At 69.2% G+C, this 19,338-nt stretch carries 18 protein-coding genes; 9 read left to right on the forward strand and 9 right to left on the reverse strand.

The annotated features are described in order from the left end of the window. Nucleotides 1-22: 22 nt before the first annotated feature. The 6 genes from BM349_RS04195 to BM349_RS04220 form a co-directional block, all read right to left on the reverse strand. Nucleotides 23-658 carry an NADPH-dependent F420 reductase gene (locus BM349_RS04195; protein ID WP_091703319.1) on the reverse strand — a complete coding sequence of 212 codons (636 nt, stop codon included), beginning with the start codon at nucleotides 656-658 and terminating at the stop codon, nucleotides 23-25. Between the two features lie 49 nt (nucleotides 659-707). Further along, complete coding sequence (locus tag BM349_RS04200) at nucleotides 708-2,111, reverse strand: aspartate aminotransferase family protein (RefSeq protein ID WP_091703323.1); 1,404 nt, start codon at nucleotides 2,109-2,111, stop codon at nucleotides 708-710. A gap of 137 nt (nucleotides 2,112-2,248) precedes the next feature. Further along, nucleotides 2,249-4,549 carry a beta-xylosidase/alpha-l-arabinosidase gene (locus BM349_RS04205; protein WP_091703326.1) on the reverse strand — a complete coding sequence of 767 codons (2,301 nt, stop codon included), beginning with the start codon at nucleotides 4,547-4,549 and terminating at the stop codon, nucleotides 2,249-2,251. After that, entirely contained in the window at nucleotides 4,546-5,412 is an 867-nt protein-coding gene (locus tag BM349_RS04210) for a carbohydrate ABC transporter permease (protein ID WP_091703330.1), read from the reverse strand. Before BM349_RS04210 ends, BM349_RS04205 begins: the two co-directional genes overlap by 4 nt. Continuing rightward, nucleotides 5,409-6,434: a carbohydrate ABC transporter permease gene (locus BM349_RS04215; protein ID WP_091703334.1), complete on the reverse strand. Its 1,026-nt coding sequence runs from the start codon at nucleotides 6,432-6,434 to the stop codon at nucleotides 5,409-5,411. The genes BM349_RS04210 and BM349_RS04215 overlap by 4 nt, the downstream gene beginning before the upstream one ends. An 11-nt stretch (nucleotides 6,435-6,445) precedes the next feature. Beyond that, entirely contained in the window at nucleotides 6,446-7,735 is a 1,290-nt protein-coding gene (locus tag BM349_RS04220; protein WP_091704919.1) for an ABC transporter substrate-binding protein, read from the reverse strand. A 173-nt stretch (nucleotides 7,736-7,908) separates the two neighbouring features. On the opposite strand from BM349_RS04220, the gene BM349_RS04225 reads away from it, so the two are divergent. Continuing rightward, nucleotides 7,909-8,904: a LacI family DNA-binding transcriptional regulator gene (locus BM349_RS04225; RefSeq protein ID WP_091703338.1), complete on the forward strand. Its 996-nt coding sequence runs from the start codon at nucleotides 7,909-7,911 to the stop codon at nucleotides 8,902-8,904. A 6-nt stretch (nucleotides 8,905-8,910) separates the two neighbouring features. Here BM349_RS04225 and BM349_RS04230 read toward each other — a convergent pair whose 3' ends face one another. After that, complete coding sequence (locus BM349_RS04230) at nucleotides 8,911-10,074, reverse strand: ROK family protein (protein ID WP_091703342.1); 1,164 nt, start codon at nucleotides 10,072-10,074, stop codon at nucleotides 8,911-8,913. A 230-nt stretch (nucleotides 10,075-10,304) separates the two neighbouring features. Here BM349_RS04230 and xylA point away from each other — a divergent pair, with 230 nt between their 5' ends. The 3 genes from xylA (at nucleotide 10,305) to BM349_RS04245 (ending at nucleotide 13,765) form a co-directional block, all read left to right on the forward strand. After that, on the forward strand, nucleotides 10,305-11,492 hold the full coding sequence (xylA, locus tag BM349_RS04235) for a xylose isomerase (protein ID WP_091703346.1): 1,188 nt from the start codon (nucleotides 10,305-10,307) through the stop codon (nucleotides 11,490-11,492). A gap of 122 nt (nucleotides 11,493-11,614) precedes the next feature. Beyond that, the gene (locus tag BM349_RS04240) at nucleotides 11,615-12,934 is read left to right on the forward strand and encodes a xylulokinase (protein WP_091703350.1); all 1,320 of its coding nucleotides are present in this window, start codon (nucleotides 11,615-11,617) and stop codon (nucleotides 12,932-12,934) included. Nucleotides 12,935-13,078: 144 nt separating this feature from the next. Beyond that, nucleotides 13,079-13,765: a GTP pyrophosphokinase gene (locus tag BM349_RS04245; protein ID WP_091703355.1), complete on the forward strand. Its 687-nt coding sequence runs from the start codon at nucleotides 13,079-13,081 to the stop codon at nucleotides 13,763-13,765. Nucleotides 13,766-13,772: 7 nt separating this feature from the next. On the opposite strand, the gene BM349_RS18710 is transcribed toward BM349_RS04245, so the two are convergent. After that, the gene (locus tag BM349_RS18710; protein ID WP_091703358.1) at nucleotides 13,773-14,243 is read right to left on the reverse strand and encodes a DUF6790 family protein; all 471 of its coding nucleotides are present in this window, start codon (nucleotides 14,241-14,243) and stop codon (nucleotides 13,773-13,775) included. Between the two features lie 121 nt (nucleotides 14,244-14,364). Between BM349_RS18710 and BM349_RS04255 the strand changes: the two genes are divergently transcribed. The 5 genes from BM349_RS04255 to BM349_RS04275 are packed head-to-tail and all read left to right on the forward strand — an operon-like array spanning nucleotide 14,365 to nucleotide 18,563. Continuing rightward, nucleotides 14,365-15,219, forward strand: coding sequence for a transposase (locus tag BM349_RS04255; RefSeq protein ID WP_091703363.1), 855 nt, complete (start codon nucleotides 14,365-14,367; stop codon nucleotides 15,217-15,219). Continuing rightward, nucleotides 15,216-15,638, forward strand: a complete 423-nt coding sequence (locus BM349_RS04260; protein ID WP_091703366.1) for a BP74-related protein — start codon at nucleotides 15,216-15,218, stop codon at nucleotides 15,636-15,638. Before BM349_RS04255 ends, BM349_RS04260 begins: the two co-directional genes overlap by 4 nt. An 18-nt stretch (nucleotides 15,639-15,656) precedes the next feature. Beyond that, the gene (locus tag BM349_RS04265) at nucleotides 15,657-16,835 is read left to right on the forward strand and encodes an alpha/beta fold hydrolase (protein WP_091703370.1); all 1,179 of its coding nucleotides are present in this window, start codon (nucleotides 15,657-15,659) and stop codon (nucleotides 16,833-16,835) included. Between the two features lie 43 nt (nucleotides 16,836-16,878). Beyond that, nucleotides 16,879-18,081, forward strand: a complete 1,203-nt coding sequence (locus BM349_RS04270; RefSeq protein WP_091703373.1) for a cation:proton antiporter — start codon at nucleotides 16,879-16,881, stop codon at nucleotides 18,079-18,081. Continuing rightward, a complete protein-coding gene (locus BM349_RS04275) occupies nucleotides 18,078-18,563 on the forward strand; it encodes a glutaminase (RefSeq protein WP_091703376.1) in 486 nt (161 codons plus the stop codon). The genes BM349_RS04270 and BM349_RS04275 overlap by 4 nt, the downstream gene beginning before the upstream one ends. Nucleotide 18,564: 1 nt before the next feature. Here the strand turns inward: BM349_RS04275 and BM349_RS04280 are convergent, their stop codons facing one another. Next, nucleotides 18,565-19,317: a glutamine amidotransferase-related protein gene (locus BM349_RS04280; RefSeq protein WP_091703381.1), complete on the reverse strand. Its 753-nt coding sequence runs from the start codon at nucleotides 19,315-19,317 to the stop codon at nucleotides 18,565-18,567. Nucleotides 19,318-19,338: the final 21 nt, after the last annotated feature.

Raw genomic sequence — 19,338 nt, forward strand, 5'->3', positions numbered from 1 at the left:
CCCTCCGCGGTCGAGCGAGGGGTCAGCGTGTGGCGAGAGCCAGGTTGTCCACCAGCTCGTCGCGGGTCTGGCGAACGACGTAGGCGGGCTGGTCGCGCTCGACGCGCCAGCTGTCCTCGAGGGGGCCCACGTTCACCGTGTCGAATCCGAATTCGTCGTACAGCGCGGTGACGAATGCGGTCGCCTCGTCGCTGTCGCCGGCCGTCGCGAGCGCGCGCCGGTCAGCGGTGCCGGCGGGCCTGCCGTCGGTGAGGATCTGGCTGGAGGTGATGTGGTTGAACGCCTTGGCGACCTTCGACTCGGGCAGGTGCTCCTGCAGGAGTCCGCTGGTGGTGGCGACCTTCTCGTCGAGCGAGGGGATGCGGCCATCGCGCTCCCAGTAGTAGTTGTTGGTGTCGAGCACGATCTTGCCGGCGAGCGGAGCGACCGGCACGTCCTGGTAGGCCTTGAGCGGCACGGTCACGATCACGACATCGCCGAAGGCTGCGGCATCCGCAGCGGTCCCCGCGGTCGCCCGCTCGCCGAGCTCGGCGATGAGGGGCGCCAGCGACTCGGGTCCCCGCGAGTTGCTGATCGTCACGTCGTAGCCGCGGTCGACGAGACCGCGAGCCAGGGTCGAACCGATGTGTCCTGCGCCGATGATTCCGAAACGTGTCATGCGGGGGTGGAACGCCGCCGTTCCGTGGGTATTCCCCGACGTCGTGGTGTTACAGCCGCGACCAGGCCTCGGTGAGCACGCCGCGCAGGATCTGCTCGATCTCGTCGAACTCGGCCGGCCCGATCGTGAGCGGCGGGGCGAGCTGGATGACCGGGTCTCCCCGATCGTCGGCGCGGCAGTACAGCCCGGCATCGAACAGCGCCTTGGAGAGGAAGCCGCGCAGCAGACGCTCGGACTCGTCGTCGTCGAAGGTCGCCTTGGTCGCCTTGTCCTTCACGAGCTCGATGCCGAAGAAGTATCCGTCGCCGCGCACATCCCCGACGATCGGCAGGTCGGTGAGCTTCTCGAGCGTCGAGCGGAAGACCGGCGAGTTCTCCCGGACGTTCGCCAGGAGACCCTCCTCCTCGAAGATGTCGAGGTTCTCCATCGCAACGGCGGACGAGACCGGGTGCCCCCCGAACGTGTAGCCGTGCGGGAAGGACACGTGCCCGTGGGAGAACGGCTCGTAGATGCGGTCGCTCACGATCGTGCCGCCGAGCGGGGAGTACCCGCTCGTCACCGCCTTCGCGAAGGTGATCATGTCCGGCTGGTAGCCGTATGCATCGGCGCCGAAGTAGTGCCCCAGCCGACCGAACGCGCAGATGACCTCGTCGGAGACCAGCAGCACGTCGTACCGATCGCAGATCTCTCGCACCCGCTGGAAGTAGCCCGCGGGCGGCGGGAAGCACCCACCCGAGTTCTGCACGGGCTCGAGGAAGATCGCCGCGACGGTCTCGGGTCCCTCGAAGTTGATCATCTCCTCGATGCGATCGGCCGCCCAGACTCCGAACTCCTCCTCGGTTCCGCCGGTGAAGCCCATCTCGCCCGCGCGGTAGTAGTTGGTGTTCGGCACCCGGAAGCCGCCGGGCGTCACCGGCTCGAACATCGACTTCATCCCGGGGAGGCCGGTGATCGCGAGCGCGCCCTGCGGGGTGCCGTGGTACGCGATGTACCGAGAGATCACCTTGTGCTTGGTGGGCTGGCCGGCGAGCTTCCAGTACTGCTTGGCGAGCTTGAACGCGGTCTCTACCGCTTCACCGCCCCCGGTCGAGAAGAACACGTGGTTGAGGTCGCCCGGCGCGAGGTGGGCGATGCGGTCGGCGAGCTCGATCGCGGCGGGGTGCGCATACGACCAGATCGGGAAGAACGCGAGCTGCTCGGCCTGCCGCGCGCCGGCCTCGGCGAGTCGACGGCGACCGTGACCGGCGTTCACGACGAACAGGCCGGAGAGCCCGTCGATGTACTCCTTGCCGTTGGAGTCCCAGATGCGGTGACCGTCGCCCTTGACGATGATCGGCACACCCGGACCCTCGGTCATCACCGACTGACGGGAGAAGTGCATCCACAGGTGGTCGCGGGCCATCTCCTGAAGCTCCGCGTCGGTGCGGGTCGTTCGTTCGGTCGAGATCGACATGTGGGACCTTCCGTCGGGCATCGTTACCGACGATACCGGCGCGATCACCGCACGGCCAGAACGGTCCGTCCGGATCCTCGTGCAGATCCGGCGGACCGTCCACCGTCCGTCTGCGGTGCGCGTCTGGCGAAGTCGGCCTATGCCTGAATCGGAGCCGCCACGGCCACTGACACCGTGCGGCCGTCGGCCGCAGTCACCTCGTGCACGGGGCCGATGAAGCGCATCGTTGCCGACGTCTCCCGGTCCTCGCAGGAGGCGCCGACCCAGAGTTCGACGTCTCCGGGCTCGACGATGCGGACCCCGCGTCGATCCGCGAATGCGAGACGGGCCGACGGCACCTGGAACCGCACGACGGTCCGCTCGCCTGCCTCGAGGGCGACGCGTGCGTAGCCGACGAGCTGCGCGACGGGACGTGTCACGCTCGCATACGGATCGCGTGCGTACAGCTGCACGACGTCGACTCCGGCGCGATCGCCGGAGTTGAGGACCTCGACCGTGACGGCGAAGTCCGCAGCCGTCGACGTTTCGGCCGGGGCCGTCAGACGGGTGTGCTCGAACGACGTGTACGTGAGGCCGTGACCGAAGGGCAGTACCGGAGTGCTGTCGGCGCTCGTGATCTCGGACGCGCCGCCCAGGATCGGATGCAGGTACGTGTAGGGTTGCGCTCCCGCCGATCGAGGCAGGGAGACCGGAAGCCGTCCGGATGGGGCGGTGCGGCCGGTGAGGATCTCGGAGATCGCGGCGCCGCCCTCCTCTCCCGGGAAGAAGGTCTGGAGGACCGCGGCCGGAGCCGTCGGTCCGGCGATGGCCCAGCCGATCGAGTACGGACGCCCCGAGAGCACGACCATGACCGTCGGCACGCCCGTCTCCACGACCTCCTGCACGAGCCGGCGTTGCAGGCCGGGAAGCTCGAGGTCCTCGACGTCGTTGCCTTCGCCCACCGTCCCGCGGCCGAACAGGCCCGCGCGGTCGCCCACGACGACGATGGCGACGTCGGCTGCGCGCGCCGCCGCGACCGCGGCCGGGATGCCGCTGTCGTCATCGCCCGTCACCTGGCACCCGGCGGCCACCTCGATCGTGGCATCCGGCAGTTCTGCACGGATCGCGTCCGCAACGCTCGGCAGCTCCAAGCCCAGCGGCACCTCGGGGTGATGCGCCAGGACATGGTTGACGAACGAGTAGCAGCCCATGAGCGCCTCCGGCGCATCCGCGTTGGGACCGATCACGGCGATCCGCGCGCCGCCGCGAAGATCGAGCGGCAGGAGGCCGTCATTGGAGAGCAGGACGATCGACTCGGCGGCGAGGCGACGGGCGACCTCTCGATGAGCCGGCGTGTCGAGGTCGATCTCGGTGGGGGGCTGGTCGAAGCTCTCGTCGAGCAGGCCCAGCTCCTCCTTCTCGTTGAGCACCCTCAGCACCGCGCGGTCGACGAGCCCTTCGTCGACGCGACCTTCCCGCACAGCGGCGGCCAGGGGCGCCGTGAACGCATCGCCTGTCGGCAGTTCGACATCGATGCCCGCCATGAGTGCGAGCGCACCCGCTTCTCCCAGGTCTTCGGCCACGGCATGCATCGTGTGCAGGAACGCCACGGAGAAGTAGTCGGAGACCACGACGCCGTCGAAGCCCCACTGGCCTCGCAGTATGTCCGTCAGCAGTTCCTGCGAGGCCGCGGCCGGCACCCCGTCGATCTCCGCGTACGAGTTCATGACCGACCGCACGCCACCGTCGCGCACGGCCATCTCGAACGGCGGCAGCAGCACGTCGGCCAGCTCGCGGGCGCCCGCGTGCACGGGCGCGTGGTTGCGTCCCCCTTGCGACGCGGAGTACCCCACGAAGTGCTTCAGAGTCGCGTGGATGCCGGCATCCTGCAGTCCGCGCACGTATGCGGTGCCGATCGTGCCGACGACGTAGGGGTCCTCGGCGATGCACTCGTCGACCCGCCCCCAACGTGGGTCGCGGATGACGTCCAGCACGGGTGCGAGACCCTGATGGATGCCGAGCGCCCGCATGGATTCCCCGATGAGACGGCCCATCTCCTCGACCAGGGCGGGGTCGAACGAGGCACCCCACGCGAGCGGAGTCGGGAATGTCGCGGCCTTCCACGCGGCAAGCCCCGTGAGGCACTCCTCGTGGACGATCGCCGGGATGCCGAGCCGGGTCTCCTGGCGGAGCCGGCGCTGCTCCGCCCACAGCCACGCGGCGCGCTCGACCGGATCGACCGGTCGAGTGCCGTAGACGCGCGTGAGATGTCCGATGCCGTGCGCCGTCGCATCCTCGTATCTCGTCGACGTCGCCATCTCGCCCGCCATCGGCGCCACGAGCTCATCGCCCTGGTCGACCCAGTACCCGACGAGCTGAGCGAGCTTCTCGTCGAGGGTCATTCGCTCGTGCAGGGACTGCACCCGCCCGGACACCGGCGGGAGTCGGACCTCGCTCATCCCTTGACCGCCCCCGTCAGACCGCCGACGATGCGTCGCTCGAAGAGGCTGAAGAAGACCAGCGCCGGGATCATCGACAGCGACGTGAACGCGAGCACCTTCGCGGTGTCCTGCGAGTACTGCGACGAGAACGCCTGGACGCCCAGTGGCAGCGTGAAGTTCGCATTGTCGTTGAGCAGGAACAGCGGCAGGAGATAACTGTTCCAGCTGCCGATGAAGGCGAGGATTCCGACCGTGATGACGCCAGGAATCGCCAGCGGAAGCACCATGCGCCAGAAGAATCCCAGGCGGCTGCAGCCGTCGATGAACGCCGCCTCTTCGATCTCGTCGGGGATCGCACGCAGGAACGGCACCAGGATGATGATCGTCACCGGCAGTGCGAACGCGATCTGGGGAAGGATGACGCCGACGAGCGAATTGATGAGCCCGAGGTCGCGCACGACGATGTAGAGGGGCGTGATGGCGACCGTGATCGGGAACATGAGTCCCGCCGCGAACAGCGCGTACATCGCCCCACGACCGCGGAAGCGGTACCTCGCGAGCACGTAGCTCGCCATCAGGCCGAGCAGGATGACGCCCACAGTGGTCGCGACTCCGACGATCGCAGAGTTGAGCACGAGCTGCCAGAAGACGCCGCCGGTCAGCACTTCGAAGTAGTTCGTCCAGACCCATGGGTCGGGAAGCCCCCCAGGATCCGCCGTGATCTGCGAATTCGAGCGGAATCCACCCAGGATGATGTAGATGATCGGACCCAGCATGAGCGCGATCACGACCAGCGCGACGAAGTACACGGCGGGCGTACCGGCCTGCATGGGCCGACGTCGTGGTGGCGGCAGCTCAATGGTCGCCAAGGCGGCGGTCATCGGGTGGTCCTTTCAGTGAGCGCCCCCGCGGTGTCGCGGCGCAGCACGAAGCGCTGGTAGATCAAGGCGACGATGAGGGAGATGAGGAAGATGACGACGGCGACGGCGTTGCCGTAGCCGAAGTTTCCTGCGTTGCGGCCGTTGGAGACCATGTAGGTGGCCATCGTGGATGTGCCCGCCACCGGTGCGACGTATTGCCCCCAGATGATGTACACCAGGTCGAACAGCTGCAGCGCCCCGATGATCGACAGGAACACCCAGATGCGCAGGGTCGGGCTGAGGAGCGGGATCGTGATGCGCCGCTGGATCTGCCAGTAGCTCGCGCCGTCGATCGCGGCCGCCTCGTAGAGCTCGTCCGGGATGCTCTGGAGCCCCGCGAGGAACAGGATGACCGCGAAGCCGACGTACTTCCACGTGAGGATCGCCATGAGCGTCCAGATGGCGATGCTGGGGTCGGCCAGCCAGTCGCGGGCCAGTCCCGACAGCCCGAGATTCTCGAGCACTCCGTTCAGAGCGCCGTTCGTCGCGAGCAGGAGGGCGAAGCCGGTACCCACGACGACCTCGGCGATCACGTAGGGCGCGAAGATGAGCACCCGGATGATCGACTGCCCCCGCATCTTGCGGTTGAGCAGCAATGCGATCAGCAGGGCCGCAGGTCCCTGGATGACGATCGACATCACCACGATGAACGCGTTGTGGCCGAGCGCTTCCTGGAAGTCGGGGTCGGTCAGGATCAGGAAGTAGTTCTGCAGGCCGACGAAGTCCGTCGGCGGTCCGTAGCCCTGCCATCTGAAGAAGCCGTAGTAGGCCGCCATGACCATCGGGAAGATGACGAAGCCGATGAAGACGATCATCGCCGGCCCGGCCAGCAGGGCGATCTCGAATCGGCCCGACCATCCGATGCCCCGGGGTCGGCGGCGCCGCGGTGCCGAGGGCGGCGACTCGACGCCACCGCCCCCGGCGCGCTGCGCGAGATCCGTCTCCGGGCGATCGTCCGTTTTCGGTGTCTCGCTTGCATGCATGGGAAGTGTTCCTAGCCCTTCGCCCCGGCCGCGTTGGCCTCGTCGATCATCTGCTGCGGCGTGCTCTGCCCGGCCAGCAGCGACACGACCGACACGTTCAGCGCGTTGCCGACGTTCTGACCGAGCACGGTGTCGAGCCACTGCGAGACGAACGGAGCCTTGTTGTAGGCCTCGAGGATCTGAATCAGGTACGGCTCGGTGACAGCCTCCTGCGCGACCGTGTTGACCGGCGGGGACGAGAACGCCTCGTAGTACGCGGTCTGCTGAGCGTCCGAGCCGACGAAGCTGAGGAAGTCGACGCATTCCTTCGGCGCTTGCGCGGAGCAGGAGTAGCCGTCGACGCCGCCCATCATCGAGCCGGGCTCACCATCCCCACCGGGGACCTCGGGGAACGGGTACCAGGCGAGATCCGGCAGCGGCTTCTCGTCGGGCGTCAGCGAGGCGATCACGCCCGGGTCCCAAGCGCCCATCAGTTCGCCGCCCGCCTTGTGGTTGGCGACCAGACCGGCCGAGCTGCCGGCGCCCTGCTGCGCAGCGGTCGTGAGGAAGCCTTCGTTGAAGGGCTGCGTCGCGTTGAAGTCGGCGAGGTCCTGCGCGGCCTTGAGCCAGCAGGGGTCGCTGAAGTCCTTCGAGTCGCCGGTCGCCTCCACGGTCGCGGGGGAGCACTCGCGCAGGGCGAACCAGTAGAACCAGTGCGCCGCAGGCCAGGCGTCCTTCGCTCCGAGGGCGAGCGGAGCGACGTCCGTCGCCTTCAGCTTGTCGTTCGCGGCCACCAGGTCGTCGATGGTCTTCGGCGTCTCGCTGATGCCTGCGGCCTCGTAGAGGTCCTGGCTGTAGAAGATGCCACCGGGCAGCACCGACAACGGGATCGCCCAGAGCTTGTCCTGGTAGGTCTCGGCCTTGAACGAGCCCTCCGGGATGTTCTCCGCCGCCTCGCCGGTGATCTTGCCGGTGAGGTCCATGAGCTGATTGGCCTGCACCATGGCCGCCATCTTGCCGCCGCCGCGCTGGAGGAAGATGTCCGGCGGGTCGCCGGCGTTCAGGGACGTCTGCAGCTTGCCGTCCATGTCTTCGTTCTGGACGGACTGCATCTTGATCGTGACGTTCGGATTCTCCTCCTCGAACGCCGCGATCGCGTCCTTCCAGAACTGCTGTCCCGGCCCTGTCGTCGAGTTCTGCCACAGCGTCATCTCGACGGTTCCGTCACTGTTCTCGTTGGAGCCGCCGCCACTGCAGCCGGCGAGCGCCAATGCGCCGACGACGAGTGCGACGGACCCGGCGAGGATCCTGTTGCGCTTCATGTGATTCCCGTTCTCTTCTTCGAGGAGCACCCCTGCTCCGGGGTGCCGGTGGTCAGCGCGGTCGGGACCGCGCAAACTCGGCGTGCTGTCCGAGCAGGAAAAGTGTGCGTCCACAACAAATCTTTGTCAAACGTTTTCGAAAACGGTTTCTAACCCGTTATGCTTTCGAGATCATGGAGCGCCGTCCGACAATCATGGATGTCGCCGCTGCAGCAGGAGTCTCAGTGGCGACCGTCTCCAAGGCGGTCAACGGCCGGTACGGAGTCGCCCCTGAGACGGTTGACCGCGTGCTGTCGGTCGTGGCGGAGCTCGGCTATGAGTCCAGCCTCATCGCGAGCAGCATGCGCTCCCGCAGAACGGGGGTCATCGGCGTGCTCGTGGCCGACTTCGAGCCGTTCAGCGCCGAGATCCTGAAGGGCGTCGGCCAGGCGCTGAGCGCCTCGCGCTACGACCTGCTCGCGTACTCGGGCTCCCATGGGACCGCCGAGGGCTGGGAGCGGCGTTCGCTGTCCCGCCTGAGCGGAACGCTCATCGACGGCGCGATCATGGTGACTCCGACGGTCGTCAATGTCAGCACGGATGTCCCCCTCGTCGCCATCGACCCGCACGCGGGGCCGGCCGACCTGCCCACCGTCGAGTGCGACAGTTTCGGCGGCGCGCACCAGGCGACGCGCCACCTCATCGAACTCGGCCACTCCCGCATCGGCTTCATCGCCGGCCGAACCGACCTGCGCTCGTCGATCGCGCGTGACGCGGGCTACCGGCGTGCGCTGGTGAATGCCGGGCTTCCCGTCGACCCCGCGCTCGTCGGATCAGGAAGCTACCGCCAGGATGCGGTGCGGGTCGCCGCCCTCGAGATGCTCAGCCGCCTCGATCGGCCGACGGCGATCTTCGCCGCCAACGACATCTCGGCGCTCGAGATCATGAAGGTCGCTGCGGAGCTCGGGCTGGATGTCCCGCAGGACCTGTCGATCATCGGATTCGACGACGTGCCCGAAGCGTCCGCGGCGACCCCCGCGCTGTCGACGGTCCGTCAGCCGATGCAGACGCTCGGAGCGGAGGCCGCCCGGATGCTGCTGTCGCTCATGCAGGGTGAGACACCCGCGGCCACGCACTTGAAGCTCCCGACCCGGCTCGTGACGCGCGGGACGACGGCGCCGCCCGCATAGCCGGGCTCACCGCAGCGCGACGCCGGCGGGATCTGCCAGAAGCTCGGCGAACGCCGCCTCGGACGCGCCGATGAGCAGCCGATCCTCCCCGAGTGCCGCGGGGTGGATCTCGAGCTCCTCGCCATTGGCGTGCATCGTCTGCGCGATCACAGCCAGCCGGAAGCCTTCGAGATCGTGGGCCGCCAGCATCCCGAGGAATCCGCCGAGGATCACGACCGCGGGGTTGAGCACGTTGACCGCGTTGGCCAGTGCCGTCGCGAGGATGCGGCGCTGCCGGGCGATCTCATCGAGCACGTCGGGGGACTGCGTCGCTGCGAGGAGCCGCGCGAGCGTGGGCTCGTCGACGTTGGCCCGGCCGAGACACGCGAGCAGCCTCGCGCGGCTGACTTCGTCTTCGAGCACGCCGTCGTTGGCGCGGCGATCAGCCGCGGACGCGATGCCTGGCCGATTCTGGCCGAACTCCCCCGAGTACCCCGACGCGCCAGCGACCGGGATCCCCTGCACGATCAGACCACCGCCGATGCCGCTCGCGCCGCCGTTCAGGTAGACCACGTCATCGATGCCCTGCGCGGCGCCGAACAGGTGCTCTGCGAGGACGCCCATCGCGGCGTCGTTGCCCACGACAGCGGGCAGCCCCGTCGCGGCTTCGATGAGCTCCCGGAATGCGACATCCGTCCAGGACAGGTGCGGGGCGTCGCGCACGAGCCCATCCGCTGCGCGAACGAGACCCGGCACGGCGACGCCGATTCCGGCGATCGCCGCATCGGCGAACTCTTCGCTGCGCCACGCCGCGATGCGCTCGCCGATGATGCGGGCGGTCTGCTCGGGCCCGATCAGCCCCGCCATCTCGATGCGCTCGCGTCGCCGAACGGTGCGGTCGAGCCCGACAGCGCCCAGCTCGAGGGCATCGACTTCGGGGTTGACCGCGATGGCAATGACCCGGGGGTGCGCGCTCACCAGCGGCGAAGGGCGGCCGACGCGCCGGCTGGGGTCGGGCGCGCGCTCCTCGACGACGCCGAGCGAGACCAGGTCGCCGACCAGATCCGCGATGGTGGAGCGGTTCAGCCCCGTCTCGGACGTGAGCGTCGCGCGGGAGACCGGACCTTCGAGATGGACGAGCCGCAGCAATCGCGAGAGATTCGCTTGGCGCCTGCCGACCGTCTCGTTCATGCCGCCGGTGCGCGCGGAACTCGCCGACGAGCGAGATGGGCGGGACGGGTCACGCGTGAATTATACGTTGCGACCGACAACAATCCGGTTTCGGCGTGCGGCCGCGCGCTGCCGTCGAGGGATGCCCGACCCCTCTCCTCTCCGCGACGAATCCGATGCGGATTCGCGGTGGACGCGGCATCCGATCTGCTATAGGTTGTTTTCAGCAACAATTCCCGCGAAGGAGCGTCATGCCCACCCCCACCACCGCCGACAAGTTCTCGTTCGGACTCTGGACCGTCGGCTACAACGGCACCGACCCGTTCGGTGGACCGACCCGCCATCCCCTCGACGTCGTTCACGCCGTCGAGAAGCTCACCGAGCTCGGCGCGTACGGTCTCACCTTCCACGACGACGACCTGTTCGCATTCGGGTCGACCGACGCCGAGCGACAGAAGCAGATCGACCGCCTCAAGGGCGCACTCGCCGACACCGGGATGATCATCCCGATGGTCACCACGAACCTGTTCAGCGCACCCGTCTTCAAGGACGGCGGCTTCACCTCGAACGACCGCGACGTGCGCCGCTTCGCGCTGCGCAAGGTGTTCCGTCAGCTCGATCTGGGTGCCGAGCTGGGCGCGAAGACGTTCGTCATGTGGGGCGGCCGCGAGGGCGCCGAGTACGACTCCGCGAAGGACATCCGCCAGGCGCTGGAGCGCTACCGCGAGGCCGTCAACCTCCTGGGCGACTACGTCACCGACAAGGGCTACGACATCCGCTTCGCGATCGAGCCCAAGCCCAACGAGCCGCGCGGCGACATCCTGCTGCCCACGCTGGGTCACGCGATCGCGTTCATCGACTCGCTCGAGCGCCCCGAGCTGGTGGGCCTGAATCCCGAGGTCGGCCACGAGCAGATGGCGGGGCTGAACTTCGCCGCCGGCATCGCCCAGGCGCTGTACCACGGCAAGCTCTTCCACATCGACCTGAACGGACAGCGCGGCATCAAGTACGACCAGGACCTCGTGTTCGGCCACGGTGACCTGCACAACGCGTTCGCCCTCGTCGACCTGCTCGAGAACGGCGGCCCCGGCGGAGTGCCGGCCTACGACGGCCCCCGTCACTTCGACTACAAGCCCTCGCGCACCGAGGACGAGAACGGCGTCTGGGACTCTGCGGCGGCCAACATGCGCACCTACCTGCTGCTCAAGGAGCGCGCGGCCGCCTTCCGCGCCGACCCCGAGGTGCAGGAGGCGCTCGAGGCTTCGCGCGTGCACGAGCTCTCGGTGCCGACGCTGAACCCGGGCGAGACGTACGACGACTTCCTCGCCGACCGGTCGGCGTACGAGGACTTCGACCCGAGTGTCTACCTGGGCGGCAAGGGCTTCGGCTTCGTCCGCCTGCAGCAGCTCGCGACCGAGCACCTGCTCGGCGCTCGCTGACACCCCTCCTCTGGTCGACTTGCCGTATATGTAGGCGACACGCCGTGCGGCGACATGCATATACGGCAAGTCGACAGAGGGATGATTCCGGAACCGGCCGGGCACACACCGAAGGAGCAGCGATGACGCTCGTGGCAGGAGTCGACTCGTCGACGCAGTCGTGCAAGGTCGTCCTGACGGATGCCGAGACCGGCAGCGTCGTGAGCGAAGGGCGCGCGTCGCACCCCGAGGGCACCGAGGTGCATCCCGGCGCATGGTGGTCGGCCCTGCGGGCGGCGATCGCGGATGCCGGGGGCCTCGGCGACGTGGCGGCGTGGGCGATCGGCGGCCAGCAGCACGGCATGGTCGTCCTCGGCGAGGACGGCCGGGTCATCCGCGACGCGCTGCTGTGGAACGACACCCGCTCCGCGGGTGCGGCGGCGGACCTGATCGCCGAGTTCGGTGCCGAAGCGCTGGCCCAGCGCACCGGCCTGGTTCCGGTAGCTTCCTTCACGATCACGAAGCTCCGATGGCTGCGAGACCACGAGCCGGAGAACGCCGCGCGCGTCGCCGCTGTCGCACTGCCCCACGACTGGCTGACGTGGCGGCTTCGCGGCTTCGGACCCGCGGACGAGTCGCCGCTCGGTCCGGTGCTCGCCGAGCTCGTCACCGACCGCTCCGACGCCTCGGGCACCGGCTACTGGGATCCTGCGACCGGAGGCTACGACCGCGACCTGCTCGTGGCCGCGCTCGGGCACGATGCGATCCTGCCGCGCGTCCTCGGACCGCAGGAATGGGTCGAGGACGAGGCGGGCCGTCGCGTCGGCGGCGGAGCGGGCGACAACGCCGGCGCCGCCCTGGGCCTGGGTGCCGGGCCGGGTGACGTCGTGGTCTCGATCGGCACGAGCGGCACCGTCTTCGCGGTCAGCGAGCAGCGCACGATCGACCCGACCGGCACCGTCGCCGGCTTCGCCGACTGCACCGGCCGCTTCCTGCCGCTGGTCGCGACGCTCAACGCCGCCCGCGTGATGACCGCGATCGGCGGCCTGCTCGGTGTGGACCACGCCGAGCTCAGCCGTCTCGCACTGGCTGCGGAGCCCGGCGCGGCGGGGCTGCAGCTCGTGCCCTACTTCGAGGGTGAGCGCACACCGAATCTGCCCGAGGCCACGGCTTCCCTGACCGGCATGACCCTCGCCTCGACCACCCGCGAGAACCTGGCACGGGCGGCGGTGGAGGGGATGCTGGGCGGACTCGGCGCCGGACTCGAAGCACTCCGCGGGCTGGAAGTGCCGATCCGGCGTGCGCTGCTGATCGGCGGCGGTGCGCAGTCTGAGGCCGTGCGCGTCATCGCCCCGCTCGTGCTCGGCGTGCCGGTCGAAGTGCCCGCGCCGGGGGAGTACGTCGCACTCGGTGCGGCACGGCAGGCGGCATCCGTCGTCGCCGCGTCGGCCTCCGGCGCCTGATCCTCCGGTTCATCCGTCACCGCGGTACGCGCTCGCGCGGTGATCGCGTGCACGGGTGACGGCTGAACGAGGGGGCCGGCTGCACGAGAGGGGCGGCCGGGCTCTCACAGTGATCTCGTAGCCCCGGGCCATAGCGTCGGAGGCATGCCCCTCGAAGACACCGACGATGATCAGGTCACCTTCTCGACGAATGAGCTCCGCGCGATGCGCGACGAGATGCAGCGGTTCCTGCTCGAGTACCGCTTCGGGATGCAGGAGATCGAGACCAAGGTGGCGATCCTCCGCGACGAGTTCCTCTACATGCACGACTACAACCCGATCGAGCACGTCTCGAGCCGGGTGAAGTCTCCCGACAGCCTCGTCGACAAGGTCGTCCGCAAGGGGATCGACGCGGACTTCGCCTCGATCCGCGAGGCGATCACCGACATCGCCGGGGTCCGCATCACCTGCAGCTTCACGACCGATGCCTACCGGCTCTTCGACCTGCTCACCGCGCAGGACGACGTCACGGTCGTCGCGGTGAAGGACTACATCGCCGAGCCCAAATCGAACGGCTACAAGAGCCTGCACGCGATCGTCGAGGTGCCCGTTTTCCTCTCCAGCGGCCGGGTCGCGGTGCCCGTCGAGGTGCAGTTCCGCACGATCGCGATGGACTTCTGGGCGAGCCTCGAGCACAAGATCTATTACAAGTACGACCGGCAGGTGCCCGGCGAGCTCCTCAGCAGCCTGAAGGATGCCGCCGACACGGCCGCCGAGCTCGATGAGCGCATGCAGCGCCTGCACCGCGAACTGCACGGCCCCGCCGGGCACGGCCGTATGGTCGCGATCTGAGGACGACTCAGGCGGCGCCCAGGAGCGAGCCGACGGCGAACGCGACACCGACGACGCCCACCAGGAGGTCGGTGAGACAGGCGACCCACTCCTTCGCGCTCTTGTCCTTCTTCGGAAGGTGACGAAGGCCTGCGAGCAGCAGGAAGCCGCCGCCTGCCAAGCCGATGGCCGGTGCCCACTCCGGCACGAAGACGCTGATCACCGCCGCAAGGCCGATCGAGAGGTTCATGAAGCCGAGCTCCTGCACGATCTGCGCTGCTTCCGGGGCGTCGATGTGCAGGATCTCCTTGCTCGTGAACTGCGGGCGCAGGATCTGGCTCACGCCTGCGGCCAACAGGCGGACGCCGATCCCCCAGAAGACCCACCAGACCCCGAACACGTGCAGCGCACCGCCGGCCCACTCGGTCATCGATCCCGCGATGACCCCTGAGACGAGCGGAGCGAGGACGGTCGTGAACACAACGAAGACGAAATACATGAGGCTCCCCAGCACTGGACGGATGTGTCCTTTGTAGCGCGCGGCCTCGTGGGGCGGCGAGTCTTCCGCGGCTCGGGGGGAGATGTCGCGGCCGGGCCGACCTGCCCACCAGAATGGACGCGTGCCACCTTCCGCCGAAGAGTCCGCTGTCGCACAGGTCGACGCGATCGCGGTGGAACTGTATGCCCTGGCTCCCGACGCGTTCACCGAGGCGCGCAACGCCCGTGCCGCGGCATCCGACCGTTCCCTCGCCGCGCGCGTGAAAGCGCTCCGCAAGCCGACCGCTTCGGCGTGGGCCGTGGATCTGCTCGCCCGCGACGGGCAGCTGGCCGAAGCGCTCGAACTGGCCGGTGCGCTGCGCGAGGCGCAGGACGACCTGGACGCCGCCGAGCTCGCGCGCCTGAGCCGCCAGCGCCGCGCCCTCGTGGCCGCGCTCGCCACCCAGGCGGTCGGTCTGGCCGAGGACAAGGGCGTGACGATCAGCGCCGCGGCGCGCGCCGACGTCGAGAAGACGATCAACGCGGCCGTGATGGATGCCGCGGCCGCGGCCGCCGTCATGACAGCGCGCCTGGTGCGCCCGCTCGAGGCGTCCGGATTCGATCCGGTCGACGTCTCGGATGCGGTCGGCGGGAGCCTCCCCGGCGTCCCCGACGCGCCGCCGCCCAGTCGCGACGACCTCGCCGAGCGCCGAGCGCGGAAGGCGGCGGAGAAGGCGCTGCGGGAAGCGGAGCGGGCAGCGGGTGAGGCAGACCGCGAACTCGCGAAGATCGACGCGCAGCTCGCCAAGGCACGCGAGCGCGGAGACCACCTGCGGGAGCGCATCGACGACCTGCGCGGCGAGCTGGCGCGCCTGGAAGGCGACGTCGAGAAGGTCGATCGCGACACCGAGCACCTCGATGACCAGAGGGCGGACGCCGCCACACGCGCTCGCGCCGCCGAGCACGAAGCCGAGAAGGCGCGGAAGGCACTGGAATGACGGCCCGCCGAGGATGCTCCCCGCGACGAGCGCTCGCGGCTCTGACGCTCGCCGCCGCAGCCCTCGCGGTGAGCGGCTGCGCCGGCCCGAGCAGCGATGTGCCCAGCGTCGCGACCTTCGATGTCGAGGGCCAGACCTTCAAGATCGAGCTCGTCACCGCCGAGCTGGTGCAGCACGCCAAGGACCTGATGGCGGGCAAGGAGGTGCCGGCGATCCCGGTGGGGACGATCGTGCGCGACGACCCCTCGGTGAACGAGCCGTGGAGCTGGCACATCGACCCCGAGACGCTCGAGTTCGCCGACTTCACGACAGAGGTCTGCGACGGTCTGCCGGAGTACGTGGAGGACGGAACCCTGACCAGCGACATCTACTGCCCCTGGTCATCGACCGTGATCGCCGTCGAGCCGCTCGATGACTGACCGCGGTCAGGTCGCAGCGTGAGACCAGGCTTCCGCTGGGCCGCGGTCTTCGTCGCGGCCGTGCTGGCGGTCGCCGGCGGCGTGGTGGCGGTCGAGGCCCTGCGCATCGGCGGCGACGCCCTCGAGCGGCCCGGCATCGACGCGTTCTACGAGCAGCCGGCGGATGCCGCGGACGGCGAGCCTGGGTCCATCGTGAAGCTCGATCCGCTCCTCGGGGCGCCGTTGGCTGCGCGCGCCTGGCGGATCATGTACCGCACGACCGACCTCAACGGCGACGCGGTGGTCGCCACCGGCGTGCTCGTCGTGCCGCTCGCTCCGGCCCCGCCGGGGGGCCGCACCGTGGTCTCGTGGGCGCACCCCACCACGGGCGCCGCGCGCGAGTGCGCCCCGTCGTACGGATTCGACCCGTTCGTGCTGATCGAAGGGCTCCGCGCTCTGCTGGATCGCGGCTATGCGGTCGTCGCGACGGACTACGTGGGCATGGGGACGGACGGTCCCGACTCGTATCTCGTCGGTATCACCGGCGGCAACGCGGTGCTCGACGCGGTCCGCGCCGCACGGGCGGTGCCGGATGCGGATGCGAGCGATCGCGTGATCCTCTGGGGCCACTCGCAGGGTGGCCAGGCCGTGCTGTTCGCCGCCGAGCGCGCCCCGAGCTATGCCCCCGAGCTGGACATCCAGGCAGTGGCCGCGGCAGCTCCGGCCGCCGACCTCATCGACTTGATGAGCGCGCACCTCGACGACATCTCAGGCGTCACGATCGGCTCGTACGCCTTCACGGCGTTCGCCTCGGTGTATCCCGCGGCGAAGCTCGACAGCATCCTCACCCCGGATGCGCTCGAGATCGTGCCCGAGATGAATCAGCTCTGCCTGCTCGCGAACATCACCGAGCTGCATCGCATCGGAGCGCCCCTCGTCGGCGATTTCACCTCCAGTGATCCGACCACCACCGAACCGTGGAAGACCCTCCTGGCCGACAACTCCGCCGGCTCGACGGCGTTCGACGCGCCGCTGTTCATCGCACAGGGGCTCGACGACGAACTGGTGGTTCCCACGGATACGACCGACTTCGTCGAGCACGAGGCCTCGCTCGGGATCGACGTGACCTATCAGGAGATCCCGTTCGCGACGCACGGCACGGTGGCCTACCTCGCGATCCCCGGATTGACGGCGTGGCTCGACCGAGTGGTGCCGTGATCGGCTGATACCTCCCGGGCGTCCGAGTCGATACGGTGAACCCGTGGACCAGCTCGAGCCGACCCTCCTCGTCATCCCGCTGCTCGCGGTGCTGGCGCCGCTGCTGACCCGTGGCCTGGGGCGCTGGGTCCGCATCCCGGTCGTCGTGTTCGAGCTCGCACTCGGCATCCTCTTCGGTCCGTCGCTGCTCGGCTGGGCGGTGCCGTCCGACTTCGTCGGCGCGCTGTCGGAGTTCGGTCTGGCCATGCTGTTCTTCGTCGCCGGGTCCGAGATCGAGTTCACCGCGTTCCGCGGCCGCACCGGGCGGTTCGCCCTCTTCGGCTGGCTGATCAGTCTGGCGATCGGCGTCGGAGTGGTCTGGTTCGTCTATCCCGGTGAGATCGCGATCGTCGTCGGGATCGCCCTGTGCTCCACCGCGCTCGGCACGATCCTGCCGATCCTGCGCGACGCCGGCGAGCTGCGCACACCGTTCGGGCAGGCGATCGGCGCGATCGGCGCCGTCGGGGAGTTCGGACCCCTGATCGCGATCTCGATCTTCCTCGGGGCCAGCAACCCCGGGATCGAGGCGGTCGTGCTGGTGATCTTCGCAGTGGTCGCGGGGCTCGCGATCTTCCTCGCCTTCAAGATGCCCCGCGGTGCGATGCACCGGGTGGTCAGCGGGACGCTGCACACCTCGGGGCAGTTCGCGATCCGCGTCGTGTTCCTGATCCTCTCGGCCTTGGTCGCGCTGAGTATCCTGCTCGATCTCGACATGCTCCTGGGCGCGTTCGCCGCGGGCGTCGTCTGGCGACTGCTCATGCGGGATGCCGACGAGTCCGATCGCAAGGTCGTCGAGAGCAAGGTCGAGGCCGTCGCCTTCGGCTTCCTGGTGCCGGTCTTCTTCGTCTACACCGGAGTGACGTTCGATCTGGCCGCGCTGCTCGCGCAGCCGCTCCTGCTGGCGGTCGTGCCGCTGCTGGTCGTGGCGCTGTTCGTCGTGCGCGGCCTGCCGTCGATGCTGGCCGCGCCGGTGGGCTCCAGCGGTCGCGAACGGCTCTCGGTCGCGTTCCTCGGCGCGACGGGCCTGCCGATCATCGTGGCGGTCACCGCGATCGGCGTGGACGAGGGAGTCCTGTCCACGGCCGGCGCAGCGGTGCTCGTCGGCGCCGGGATGCTGTCGGTGCTGCTCTTCCCCCTGATCGCGATGACCCTCCGCGGGGAGCGCACGGTGCGGGCGACGGCTCCGCTCGAGGACGACCTGGCGTGAGCACGAGCGCGCTGCTCGCCGACGCGCGCGCCGAGCTGGTGGATGCGCCGCAGGAGGCGCTCGGCGAAATGATCGTGCCGCGACGGGTGCTCGGTGTCGGCCGCTCGACGCGGATCGTGCGGCGCGGCGCGGCCTGGCACCTCGGGGTGCTGCTGCTCGTCGACGACGGAGTGCTGGCCACCGGCGACATCGTGCGCGCGCGGCAGGAGGTCAGGCGCGGCTTCACTGCCGAGTCGCAGCGCCGACGCGCCGAACTGGCGGCAGCCGCCCGCCGGGGCGGCTTCGCGGAGGGTGAGCCGGTGCACATCGGCTGGACGGTGCTCGACGCCGATCAGGTGGACAGCGGGGCGGCGTCCGGCCCGCTCGCCCTGATCGAAGGCACGCCGAGCGTGCGCTGGAGCGCGGCGGGGAGCTACATGCCGCTCGCCGCATATCTCGACGAGCGCATCGAACTCCTCCGGCACCCGCCTTCGGGCGCCTAGCTCAGACGGGACCGAATTCGCGGGCGAACGCGCGCAGGAGCCGCACCGGCTCGGTGACGGATGCCGCGAGCACGCGTCCGGCGACCGTGTCGAAGTCGTTCGCCGGGAAATAGCCGTCGTCCCGGTACACCGCCATGCGCTCGGTGAACGCTTTGGTCGTCGGCTCAGGATGGAACTGCGTCGCGTAGAGGCGATCGCCCACCCGGAACGCCTGCACGGGGCACTGCCCGTTCGTCGCGAGGAGCGTGGCGCCCTCGGGCACGGCCGCCGCACCCTCCTTGTGCGCGGTCAGGGCGGTGAAACGGTGCGCCAGCGTGCCCAGCAGGGGATCGCTCTCGCCTTCGGCCGTGAGATCGATCGTGACCGGGCCGGTGTCCTCGGGATAGGCGCGGCTCACCTCGCCGCCCAGCATGCGCGTGACCACGCCGATGCCGTAGCAGGTGAAGAAGGCGGCGACCGGCGCGACGGCCGATGCCGAGATTGCGGCATCCGCGATCCGCTCGAGGTCGCCCTCGAGCCGGCGCTGCACCGGAGTCTTCGTCGACTCGGGATCGGTCACGTTGAACGGGCTGCCGCCGACGAAGAATCCGCTGTAGCGCTCGAACACGTCCTCGGGCAGAGGGTCGCGCACGAGGTCGAGCTGGACGAGCTGGGACGGCTCCAGGTGCGCGGCGACGCGAAACGATTCGTACTCCATGGCAGCCGCGCCCTGCTGCGGCCGCACGCACACATAGAGCAGCGGCGCCGTCGTCATGGTGCGAGTGTAAAGGGCCGG

The organism is Microbacterium sp. cf046 (genome assembly GCF_900114345.1).
In the GTDB taxonomy this organism is placed as follows: domain Bacteria; phylum Actinomycetota; class Actinomycetes; order Actinomycetales; family Microbacteriaceae; genus Microbacterium.

Coding starts and splice junctions, on each gene's coding strand:
- BM349_RS04195 (WP_091703319.1), bottom strand. CDS start 658: ATGACACGTTTCGGAATCATCGGCGCAGGACACATCGGTTCGACCCTG.
- BM349_RS04200 (WP_091703323.1), bottom strand. CDS start 2,111: ATGTCGATCTCGACCGAACGAACGACCCGCACCGACGCGGAGCTTCAG.
- BM349_RS04205 (WP_091703326.1), bottom strand. CDS start 4,549: ATGAGCGAGGTCCGACTCCCGCCGGTGTCCGGGCGGGTGCAGTCCCTG.
- BM349_RS04210 (WP_091703330.1), bottom strand. CDS start 5,412: ATGACCGCCGCCTTGGCGACCATTGAGCTGCCGCCACCACGACGTCGG.
- BM349_RS04215 (WP_091703334.1), bottom strand. CDS start 6,434: ATGCATGCAAGCGAGACACCGAAAACGGACGATCGCCCGGAGACGGAT.
- BM349_RS04220 (WP_091704919.1), bottom strand. CDS start 7,735: ATGAAGCGCAACAGGATCCTCGCCGGGTCCGTCGCACTCGTCGTCGGC.
- BM349_RS04225 (WP_091703338.1), top strand. CDS start 7,909: ATGGAGCGCCGTCCGACAATCATGGATGTCGCCGCTGCAGCAGGAGTC.
- BM349_RS04230 (WP_091703342.1), bottom strand. CDS start 10,074: ATGAACGAGACGGTCGGCAGGCGCCAAGCGAATCTCTCGCGATTGCTG.
- xylA (WP_091703346.1), top strand. CDS start 10,305: ATGCCCACCCCCACCACCGCCGACAAGTTCTCGTTCGGACTCTGGACC.
- BM349_RS04240 (WP_091703350.1), top strand. CDS start 11,615: ATGACGCTCGTGGCAGGAGTCGACTCGTCGACGCAGTCGTGCAAGGTC.
- BM349_RS04245 (WP_091703355.1), top strand. CDS start 13,079: ATGCCCCTCGAAGACACCGACGATGATCAGGTCACCTTCTCGACGAAT.
- BM349_RS18710 (WP_091703358.1), bottom strand. CDS start 14,243: ATGTATTTCGTCTTCGTTGTGTTCACGACCGTCCTCGCTCCGCTCGTC.
- BM349_RS04260 (WP_091703366.1), top strand. CDS start 15,216: ATGACGGCCCGCCGAGGATGCTCCCCGCGACGAGCGCTCGCGGCTCTG.
- BM349_RS04280 (WP_091703381.1), bottom strand. CDS start 19,317: ATGACGACGGCGCCGCTGCTCTATGTGTGCGTGCGGCCGCAGCAGGGC.